Below are 10,071 nucleotides of genomic sequence, written 5' to 3' on the forward strand. Positions count from 1 at the left end.
GAATAATATCCCAGCCAGGAAATCGCTCTGTAGAAGAATCAGACCAGCCAGATGGCATATTATCAAAGCGCAAGTCCCTAAGAGGAAGGGGGCTCTCGAAGGCTCTCCCCCTACTTAGGGTGATCAGCAAACCTGAGCGAGCGGAGGGTGCCAGTTCCTTGCGCCCCTACAGTAACGGATTTTGTCCACAATGTAGGGGCGAACTGCGTTCGCCCAAAAGGTACATTATCAAAGCGCAAGTCCCTTAATACTGCTCGCTTAAGCTGTTCGTAATTTAAATTGCTTGTTGAGACGAGGCACTCTTGCGCTCTTGCACTCTTGCAACAGTAAAGGAATTGGAGGAGATTCGGCTAATCTAAGAATAAGCGGTTTAAATACGTCTTAGCTTAACAAGCTGTACTGAATTTAAACTGCGTATTGGAAATTTTAGTACAAATGCTCAAACTGCCTCTCGCTGCTCCGCAGCTCCAGCGCTCCCCTGCAATCTTAACGAGTAATTTAGATAGTCAACAGCTTACATACTGCACACTTAAAACTCAAATCTGATAACTGATAACTGATAACTGATAACTGATAACTGATCAATGTCGATGGCTCTAAACGTTAACATTAAAGGTAATGGCTATCCGATCCTCTGTCTGCACGGTCATCCCGGTTCGGCAGCCAGTATGTCTGTATTTACCGATCATTTTTGCCAACGCTGGCAAACCCTGGCCCCGGATCTGCGCGGCTACGGTAAAAGTCGTTATCGCTGCGATTTTCAGCTAGAAGAACATCTAGAGGATTTAATCGGGCTGCTCGATCGCCAAAAAATCCAGCAATGTTTAATTCTCGGTTGGTCTTTGGGGGGTATAATCGCACTGGAATTAGTATTGCGGCATCCCGATCGCTTTCCTGGTTTAATTCTAGTGGCCTCGGCCGCGCGTCCTTGGGGTAGTCATCCTCCCATCACCACCACAGATTTAGTTTTGACGGGGATAGCGGCAATTCTCAATCAGATCAAACCGGGATGGCGTTGGAATATTGATACTTTTGCCCGTCGTTCTCTGTTTCAGTATCTTTTTTCACAACATCAAGGGATTGCCTATCAATATCTCGCTCAAGATGCTGTTCCTGCCTACTTACAAACTTCTCCATTTGCCGATCGCGCTCTAAATCGGGCTTTAAAAAAAGGTTACAATTGTTTAAAATCTCTTGACAAAATCACAATTCCCTGCTTAGTTCTGGCGGGGGCAAATGATCGCCATATTACCAGTGCCTCGAGCCAAGAAACGGCCGAAAAACTGAAACTGTCTCGGTGGAAATGTTACCCAGATACAGCCCATCTGTTCCCCTGGGAAATCCCCGACTTAGTTTTAGGGGACATTGATAATTGGTTAGCGGAGCATTTTAGCGATAAACTGGCAGGGTGAAGTGAAAACTACTGCCGTGGTCAGGGACACTATCCACCCAAATTTGACCGTAGTGGGCGCGAATAATCTTGCGACAGACCGATAAACCGATGCCATAACCTTCTTTACCCTCATCCCGTTTGAGACGCACATGACCCTCAAAAATATGCTCTTGTTTTTCTTCGGGGATGCCGGGGCCAGTATCACTGATGCTCACCTGTACTTTTTGAGTAGTACGATGGAGGACAGAAAGGGTAATTGCGCCGCCGGCGGGGGTATATTTGATCCCATTCTCCAAGAGATTAATAATCACCTGTCGGATTAACTCCTCATCAGCATAGACGGGGGGCAAATCTTGGGGGATATCGCTTTGGAGAATTAAAGTCTTTTCCTGAAAAGTATCGGTAAATTGAGACAAAATTTCCTGACAGAGGGATTGGAGATAAAATTTACTCTGTTGGAGAGTAAATTGCGCCGCCATGCTCTTAGAAGCTTGCAGAATATCTGTAATCAAACGGTTCATAATCCGGAACTGTTTGCGGGCCTGTTGGTGCAGTTGTTCTCGTAATTGCAGACTGCGCTCAGTATCTGGTTGATGATAGGCTAATTCTAGGGTTTCCACGGCGATGGAAGCGGCGGTGAGAGGACTGCGTAAATCGTGGGCTAACATAGCCAAAATTTGGTCTTTAAATTTTAATTGTTCTAATAATTCTTCCTTTTCTTGTTTGAGACGAAAAACCTCATCGGCGATGCGGATGAGTTCGCCCGAATGTTCCACCTCTTGAAGTTGTGCATCATCAGCGGGATGATTTTTGACCTCCTCTTTAATCGCTTTTTGCCAGCGTACCAACCATTTTTTAAACTGTTCCACCAGATTACTGCCTGCGAGGGTATGGCGGGGGCCGGGGGCAATTTTGACCAAGGCGGGGGTAGCTACAAGGCGAAAATGTTCGACTAAATGAGGTTGCTGGCGAATTTCGATGATTTGTAGGTCAATTGGGTAATCAGACTTTAAAGACTGGAGATAGGCCTGAATTTGACGGATAATTTCTTGAGAACTGGGACGGTCATCAACAAACAGCAAAAGTTGAATCGAGAGAGGCGTTGTCGTCTCTCTCCCTAAAGCAGTCAGGGGCTCGTTAGATGGGAGCATCGGGAAATTAGTAAACCTAGGGATTGACGAGATCGATCGACGATTGATCGACTTTTATCATATTCTTTATTGTAGAAGCTTAAGATAGTATAAAATCTACTCAACCTAATCTTAAAGTTTTATTCCTTAATTCTAAGAAGAAATCCTATGGCTTTTGGCTATGTTGCCCTAGTTCTCCACGCTCATCTCCCTTTCGTCCGCCATCCCGAAAGCGATTACGTCCTCGAAGAAGAATGGTTATACGAAGCAATCACAGAAACCTACATCCCTCTGCTGCAAGTTTTTGAAGGTCTCAAGCGGGATGGTATCGATTTTAAAATGACCATGAGCATGACTCCGCCTTTGGTGTCGATGCTGCGGGATCCGTTACTGCAAGAGCGTTATGAAGAACACTTAGGTAAGTTAGAAGAATTAATTGCTAAAGAAATCGACCATAATCAACACAATGGCCATATTCGCTACTTAGCCGAATATTACGCTGAATCTTTCCAAAGTATCCGACAAACTTGGGAAAAATACGATCGGGATCTGGTCAAGGCATTTAAACAATTCCTCGACAGTAATAACCTAGAAATTATCACCTGTGGTGCGACTCATGGTTATATGCCCCTGATGAAAATGTACCCACAAGCGGTCTGGGCGCAAATTGAGGTGGCCTGTCAACACTACGAAGAAAATTTCGGTCGTCGTCCCAAGGGCATTTGGTTGCCGGAATGTGCCTACTACGAAGGGGTAGAAAGAATGTTAGCCGATGCAGGCATTCGTTATTTCCTCGTCGATGGCCACGGTATTCTCTACGGTCGTCCTCGCCCCCGTTACGGCAGTTACGCGCCCATTTTCACGGAAACCGGGGTGGCCGCTTTCGGTCGTGACCACGAATCTTCCCAACAGGTGTGGTCTTCCCAAGTCGGTTATCCGGGGGATATAGTTTATCGGGAATTCTATAAAGATTTGGGCTGGGAAGCGGAATACGAATATATTAAGCCCTATATCATGCCCAACGGTCAACGCAAGAATATAGGCATCAAATACCACAAAATTACTAGCCGGGACGGTGGTTTATCGGAAAAAGGTCTTTATGACCCCTACTGGGCCAAAGAAAAAGCCGCCGAACACGCAGGCAATTTTATGTATAATCGCGAGCGGCAAGTGGAGAGTTTAGCCGGAATTATGGGCCGTCCTCCCCTGGTTGTTTCTCCCTACGATGCCGAGTTATTCGGTCACTGGTGGTATGAGGGACCCTGGTTTATTGATTTTCTGTTCCGTAAGTCTTGGTATGACCAAAATATCTACCAAATGACCCATTTAGCCGATTATCTCCGGGCTAACCCGACCCAGCAGGTCTGTCGTCCTTCCCAATCTAGTTGGGGTTATAAGGGTTTCCATGAATACTGGCTGAATGAAACTAATGCTTGGATCTATCCTCACCTACACAAAGGCACGGAACGGATGATTGAATTAAGTCATCATGAAGCGGAGGATGAATTGCAGGAACGGGCTTTAAATCAGGCGGCCCGGGAGTTATTATTAGCACAATCTTCTGATTGGGCGTTTATTATGCGAACCGGTACGATGGTTCCCTATGCTGTCCGGCGCACTCGTTCCCACCTGCTGCGGTTAAATAAAATCTATGAAGATGTGAAATCCGAGAAGATTGATGCCGGTTGGTTGCAAAAAGTCGAGGAAATCGATAATATTTTCCCCAATATTGATTATCGCGTCTATCGACCCCTGTAATCTTTGTTAGAGATTAATAAAAATTTTGGTGCGTTATGGTTTGTAACGCACCTTGTTGCTTTCTGATTCACTCATTACTTGATCTCCTGTAGATTTCTGCACTATCTACAAAAATAGTACCCAACTTATAATACAGAAGTAGGCATTGGGAATGGATGATGGCTAATAGCGAAAGTGAAGAGCGGCAGATAGCTTTGGCAATATACACAAATATTAGTCCCGTCCGCTGTCCGCTCGACTGCGCTGTTATGGGGCATATTCATCGATTACCCCAAAATTACATCCGTTTCAGCAACTCATCATACTCATCATGTGCGCCAATCCAGTACCAATAAATATGCTCAGACTCTAACAAACCCAAAGCCCGATAGTTAAGGCTGACACGAGCGGAGTAGATCGGTTGCTTTTGACTGACTTGTTTAAACTGAAGGCTGGGGTGATACGGATCTTCTTGCCAGAGTGCATAAGCTTTGGCTGCTTGTTCCTGAACTGATGCAGGAAGATTATTAAGCTGTTTACGAAACGTTTTGGTGACACTTGATTTCATTTTTGTGTCGGAAATACTTCACTGGCTAGAGTAGTTTCACCCATTGCTATTTCCTGACGCACCATCGCAGTCATCTGCTCCCATTGCTCATCTGTTGTGGCAGCAAAACTAGCTTCCCATTTTTGCTCGTCTTTCAACTCATCCAGAAACCGCGATGCGATTGCATCTTGTTGTTCGGGCGGAAGTTGTTGGATTTGGGCGATCGCCTGTTGCAGCAGTTTAGTCATAGGTTTATCGCAGTAAATACGGCAATCACATACAGTTCCTCGATTCTAACCGAAGTTCAGAAAAATTTTTCGTCAGACTCAGGAACTATGTAGGCCCCACTACGAACTTATTACAAACATTGCCTCCACCTTGTTCAATAAAAAAGGGGTTAGTTAATGCCTCCCTAATTTTTTAGGGCTGCCCGGCCAGTTCTGAATCTAATTTAGCCAGAATTTTGGGTTTGAGTTCCTCGAGTTTCCGTTTTAACATCCGCTTGCTAATTTGCGGGTTGCCACCCCGGCCCAATTGACTATCGGTCAGCCATTGCTGCAAAATTTGGCATTGATTGGGGAGAATATTAGCGGTGATCACATTTTCACAGATCGGGCCGCCTTCGAGGGGGAAAAATAAAATCCAGTATTGACCGGTTTCGCCGAGGGTTTTGGTCATTTTTTGACCCTGGGGGGTTTTTAAGTCCAAATAACAGGGCAACCAGCGGGGTATCCGTTGACGATGATAGAGGACAGTAATCCAGAGAATCATCGGGTGGGGTGTGGGTAAAAAGAGGAATTGATTATAACGGACACTAGCAACCCGGACGGCGATATCTTCTCGATCCAACATTACCCATAAACTGGCAAAAACGCCGTCAGCAGCCTGGAGACAGCGTGGGAAGACGATTTTTTGGCGGGGTTTGTCCTCAGGCCAACTGGACTTGAGACAGATATCCCTCGCATTAGCAGCAGAAACAATGGTTTGATTTAAATCATCAAGGGTTTTGATTTGGGTGGTGTAATCGTCGGTTTTTTTGACTATTTCATTTTTGAATAGGGGTTCGAGTCGTTCGAGAATTTGTAGTATATCTGTAGCACTTTGCGGTCGATCGCTGGGTGCTTTGGCTAAACAGCGCAGGATTAACTGTTCTAATTCTGGCGGTAATTGCAAGCTAGGATTAAAGGGACGGGGTTCGGCGTAGTGGTGAACCTCATACCAACCGCCAAAGGAGGAATTATCGGGAAAAAGAGGCGTTTCTCCCGTGATCATCTCGTACATCATAATCCCGAAACTGTAGATATCGGAACGATGATCGAGTTCTTTACCTTCCATCTGTTCTGGGGAACAATAGGCTAAGGTTCCCATAAACGATTGGGTTTGGGATTCTCCCGATTGGATGAGTTTAGCGATGCCAAAATCGAGAATTTTCACTAATTCCCCTAATCCCGAGTCCTGAACCACGATAATATTGCTAGGTTTGATGTCCCGGTGAATAATCGGACACATCTCGCCTTGGAAGATAATACCCTTATGGGCGCATTCCATGCCGAAACCAATCTGACGGGTGAGATTGAGGAAGCGCGAGAGAGGCAGCGGGTGATATTTGATGATTTCACTCATGCTTTCCCCCTCCAAAAATTCCATGACGTAGAAGGGGACTTCCTTTTCATCTACACCATAATCACGAACTTTAACAATATGAATACTTTTTTCGCCTAAAAGTGCCGAAATAGTCGCCTCTCGCTCGAAGCGCTCACGCATTCTTTTGTTGAGGAGAGTTTGCGAGAGGAATTTCACGGCGACGGTTACGCCACCTAATAGTTTATCTTCTGCTCGATATACTTGTCCCATGGCGCCGCTACCGATCAACTCGACCAGTTGGTATCGATTGGTAAGTAAGCTCCGATGTCTAGATTCTGCCGACATAGCTAGGCTACTGTGTTAATTATAGTGAGTCTGGTGGAGAGAGTTTTTTTAAGAACCGCTGCAATTGGTGGGCAATTGAGCGGACTTAATCTTAGAGTGCCTTTTTTTCGGGCTAAAAGCATCATTGTTAACATATAAGTAGTCGTGCAAAATTAATTTCCTAGTGAAGATAGGCAAGAGGCAAGAGGCAAGAGGTGGTTAGATATGTGTAATTAATTTTGCTTAGGTACTTATTTTCAGGCATTTTTAGTCATTGCCCCTTGCATAATTAATTGTTGGGGGTTGAAAAAAATGAAAAAACTAAGTAGGGTTTGCTGAAAAAGTGTATTGGTGGGGTTAGGGGTTAGGAGTCAGGAGTCAGGAGTCAGTAGCTGGTCGTTTCACGCTTTGTTGCCCTTGTTTTTTGTACCAATTTATGTACTACAAGAAGGATAATGCAAGGTTTTTGAAAGTCCCAATCCTATTTTCGCAGCATGAACATCAGATTTTAACAGGTCAAAAGCCTTATTTTAAAAGGGTTTTACCATTATTCAGCAAGCCCTAAGTATAAAGTAGCATAAAATCTCTAAATAGACAATTTGATTGCTTATTATTCGTTCTTGATTCTCCTGACTTGAAAGAGGCAGGAGGCAGGGGGCAGGAGGCAGGAGGGAAAAGTACCACTGACTTGAAAGAGGCAGGAGGCAGGAGGCAGAAGGCAGGAGGGAAAAGTACCACTGACTTGAAAGAGGCAGGAGGCAGGAGGCAGAAGGCAGGAGGGAAAAGTACCACTTTCAGGCTTGGCGGTGCCAACTTTGGCATCAGGACTGACTTGAAAATAGAGGCTGAAATAACGCCAATTCGTCAATCAGAATATTTTCATGCTTGACGGTGTAACTTGTTGCATCGGGACTGACTCCTAAACAACTAGGACAGGCAAATCCCTAACCCCCAGTAAAACTTTTTTGCCGAAAGTGACCGATCTGCGTAATAATTCTTTAATAAAGATTTGTAAACTTGAAAATGATTATCCCTTCGCAGTGCTAGAGATTTAATGAGACGACTAATTGCGATCGAAAAAGCTCTGCTCATCGGTCATATCGTATCGATGGCTTTTGGACTAGCGGGATTGTTGCTAGTTTTGCCCCATCCCGAATTTGTGGCCAATTTACCTGATTTTGGCAAAACTGCCTTTGCTTGGTCAATGGCCGGGGGGGGTGTGGTGTATATGGTGTTAGGAATGGCAGCGGTGGCTGTTTATGCCTATCGGACTCTAGGAGTGTGGCACTGGTTAGGATTCATGGTTCCTGCTATCAGTTTATCCCTTTGTAGCGAACTATTAGGAACCAGTACCGGCTTTCCTTTCGGTCATTATCGTTATCTTTCGGGCTTAGGTTACAAAATTGCGGGTTTAGTCCCCTTTACTATCCCCCTATCTTGGTTTTATCTCGGTTTTAGTGCCTATATCATCGCTCGTGTTGGTTTATCCACTCTTGCTATACCCCAGTGGCTACAAAATCTAGGATCGATCGCTATCGGGGCGGTATTATTAACTTCCTGGGATTTTGTCCTAGATCCAGCCATGAGTCAAACTACCATCCCCTTCTGGATTTGGGAACAACCGGGGGCCTTCTTTGGGATGCCCTATGAAAATTTTGCTGGTTGGTTCGGTACAGGCTGTGTTTTTATGACGGTAGCCACTTTAATCTGGCAAGTGCAACCGGTGAAACTGCCAAGTCAAGATTTAACCCTACCTTTTGTGATGTATTTGGGTAATTTTGGCTTTGCTACGGTCATGAGTATCGGTGCTGGTATTTATCCGCCTATTTTCTTAGGATTACTCACCGGTATTCTGCCTTTAATACTCCTCTATAATCGCGCCAAGGCTGTTGCTTCCGGGCAAACAGTGGCAACCAGCGAAGTAACAACCCTAAAAATCCCCGTTGTTTCGGTGAGAGGAGCCAAATAAGTTGTTAACTGAGATAATTCTCGGTGCATTCTGCCTGGGGCTACTGCTGTCTCAGGCTGTTGCCTTTTTTATCCTTCTTTCCCGTCTGCTGAAAGGGGCGCGTCGTCGTCCTCCCCTGACTCCCCAACCCCCCACCCCGGAGATGTTAGGGACGGTAAGCGTGATTGTGCCGACGTTAAACGAAGTGGCCAGGATTGACGGTTGTTTACGGGGATTGAGTCAACAGAGTTACGAAGTGCGAGAAATTCTGATTGTCGATAGCAATTCCCAAGATGGTACGCGGGAAAAAGTCAAAGAGATAGCGGCAAAAGACCCCCGCTTTCGCTTGAAAACCGATTATCCTTTGCCCCCCGATTGGGTAGGTCGTCCCTGGGCGTTACACAATGGTTTTTTGTTTAGTTCTCCTAAAAGTGACTGGATTTTGGGCATTGATGCCGATACCCAACCCCAAGCAAATTTAGTGGCTAGTTTAGTTAAAGCTGCGATCGCAGAAGGTTACGATTTAGTTTCCCTGTCGCCGCAATTTATCCTCTCCTATCCGGGAGAATGGTGGTTACAGCCAGCTTTATTGATGACTTTGCTCTATCGCTTTGATGCGGCCGGAGTGCGCGGGCAAGATCCCGAACGAGTCATGGCCAATGGTCAATGTTTTCTCTGCCGGCGGTCAGTTTTAGCGGCTTTAGACGGTTATAGCGGGGCAAAAGGTTCTTTTTGCGATGATGTCACCCTCGCCCGTCTAGCGGCAACGAAAGGCTATCGGGTGGGATTTCTCGATGGGGCGAAGTTGATTCGCGTGCGGATGTACGAAGGACTCAAGGAAACTTGGCGCGAATGGGGCAGATCTCTTGACCTCAAAGATGCCTCCTATCAGGGGCAATTATGGGGCGATTTAGCTTTATTAGCTCTTACTCAGGGATTACCGATAATTATCACTCCTTTACTGCTCACAGCTTTGATTTTTGGCTACAATTTCCTGAGTTTAAAAATTGTTTTGACTTTAAACCTGCTGCTGTTATTGATTCGCTTTGCCCTTTTATTGGCCGTCTCTCCTAGCTACTATCGCGGCGAAAAAGTCAATCTATCTTCGGGATTATTTTGGCTATCTCCCCTAGCGGATCCGCTGGCAGTTATCCGCATTTTTATCTCTGCTTTTACCCGTCCCCAAAGTTGGCGCGGTCGATTGTATCAAAAATGTTAGGGTGAAGACCCTCAGTTTCGTAGAAACCCAACTTTAAGGGTTTCTTTTATAGACCTCTTGCATAATTTTTTTATGGTATAATATAAGGTTTTGCTTTTTTCTCAATTCTTAGATTGAAGTGGAAAAAAGAATAAAATGTGATCTTAGGTCAGGAAATCATCTATAATTTTGCTATGTTTATTAGCAAAA

The 10,071-nt window shown here is 45.2% G+C and carries 8 protein-coding genes; 4 read left to right on the forward strand and 4 right to left on the reverse strand.

What is annotated here, in order from left to right; all coding sequences use genetic code 11:
• Nucleotides 1–584: 584 nt before the first annotated feature.
• Nucleotides 585–1,412, forward strand: a complete 828-nt coding sequence (locus IM456_RS10295) for an alpha/beta fold hydrolase (protein WP_149987664.1) — start codon at nucleotides 585–587, stop codon at nucleotides 1,410–1,412.
• On the opposite strand, the gene IM456_RS10300 is transcribed toward IM456_RS10295, so the two are convergent.
• Nucleotides 1,390–2,544, reverse strand: coding sequence for a histidine kinase (locus tag IM456_RS10300; RefSeq protein ID WP_149987663.1), 1,155 nt, complete (start codon nucleotides 2,542–2,544; stop codon nucleotides 1,390–1,392). The two genes, IM456_RS10295 and IM456_RS10300, sit on opposite strands and share 23 nt — an antisense overlap.
• Before the next feature lie 147 nt (nucleotides 2,545–2,691).
• On the opposite strand from IM456_RS10300, the gene IM456_RS10305 reads away from it, so the two are divergent.
• Nucleotides 2,692–4,281: a glycoside hydrolase family 57 protein gene (locus IM456_RS10305; RefSeq protein WP_149987662.1), complete on the forward strand. Its 1,590-nt coding sequence runs from the start codon at nucleotides 2,692–2,694 to the stop codon at nucleotides 4,279–4,281.
• Nucleotides 4,282–4,558: 277 nt separating this feature from the next.
• Here the strand turns inward: IM456_RS10305 and IM456_RS10310 are convergent, their stop codons facing one another.
• The 3 genes from IM456_RS10310 to IM456_RS10320 form a co-directional block, all read right to left on the reverse strand.
• A complete protein-coding gene (locus IM456_RS10310; protein ID WP_149987661.1) occupies nucleotides 4,559–4,828 on the reverse strand; it encodes a type II toxin-antitoxin system RelE family toxin in 270 nt (89 codons plus the stop codon).
• Nucleotides 4,825–5,055 (reverse strand): hypothetical protein, encoded by a 231-nt coding sequence (locus IM456_RS10315; protein ID WP_002784101.1) that lies wholly within the window; start codon nucleotides 5,053–5,055, stop codon nucleotides 4,825–4,827. Before IM456_RS10315 ends, IM456_RS10310 begins: the two co-directional genes overlap by 4 nt.
• A gap of 172 nt (nucleotides 5,056–5,227) precedes the next feature.
• The gene (locus tag IM456_RS10320) at nucleotides 5,228–6,736 is read right to left on the reverse strand and encodes a serine/threonine protein kinase (RefSeq protein WP_149987660.1); all 1,509 of its coding nucleotides are present in this window, start codon (nucleotides 6,734–6,736) and stop codon (nucleotides 5,228–5,230) included.
• Between the two features lie 1,033 nt (nucleotides 6,737–7,769).
• Between IM456_RS10320 and cruF the strand changes: the two genes are divergently transcribed.
• Nucleotides 7,770–8,684: a gamma-carotene 1'-hydroxylase CruF gene (gene cruF, locus IM456_RS10325; RefSeq protein WP_287694802.1), complete on the forward strand. Its 915-nt coding sequence runs from the start codon at nucleotides 7,770–7,772 to the stop codon at nucleotides 8,682–8,684.
• Between the two features lies 1 nt (nucleotide 8,685).
• A complete protein-coding gene (gene cruG, locus IM456_RS10330; RefSeq protein ID WP_287694800.1) occupies nucleotides 8,686–9,882 on the forward strand; it encodes a 2'-O-glycosyltransferase CruG in 1,197 nt (398 codons plus the stop codon).
• The last annotated feature ends 189 nt before the right edge of the window (nucleotides 9,883–10,071 follow it).

The sequence above is a fragment of the Microcystis sp. M079S1 genome (genome assembly GCF_020246425.1).
Taxonomy (GTDB): Bacteria; Cyanobacteriota; Cyanobacteriia; order Cyanobacteriales; family Microcystaceae; genus Microcystis; species Microcystis aeruginosa.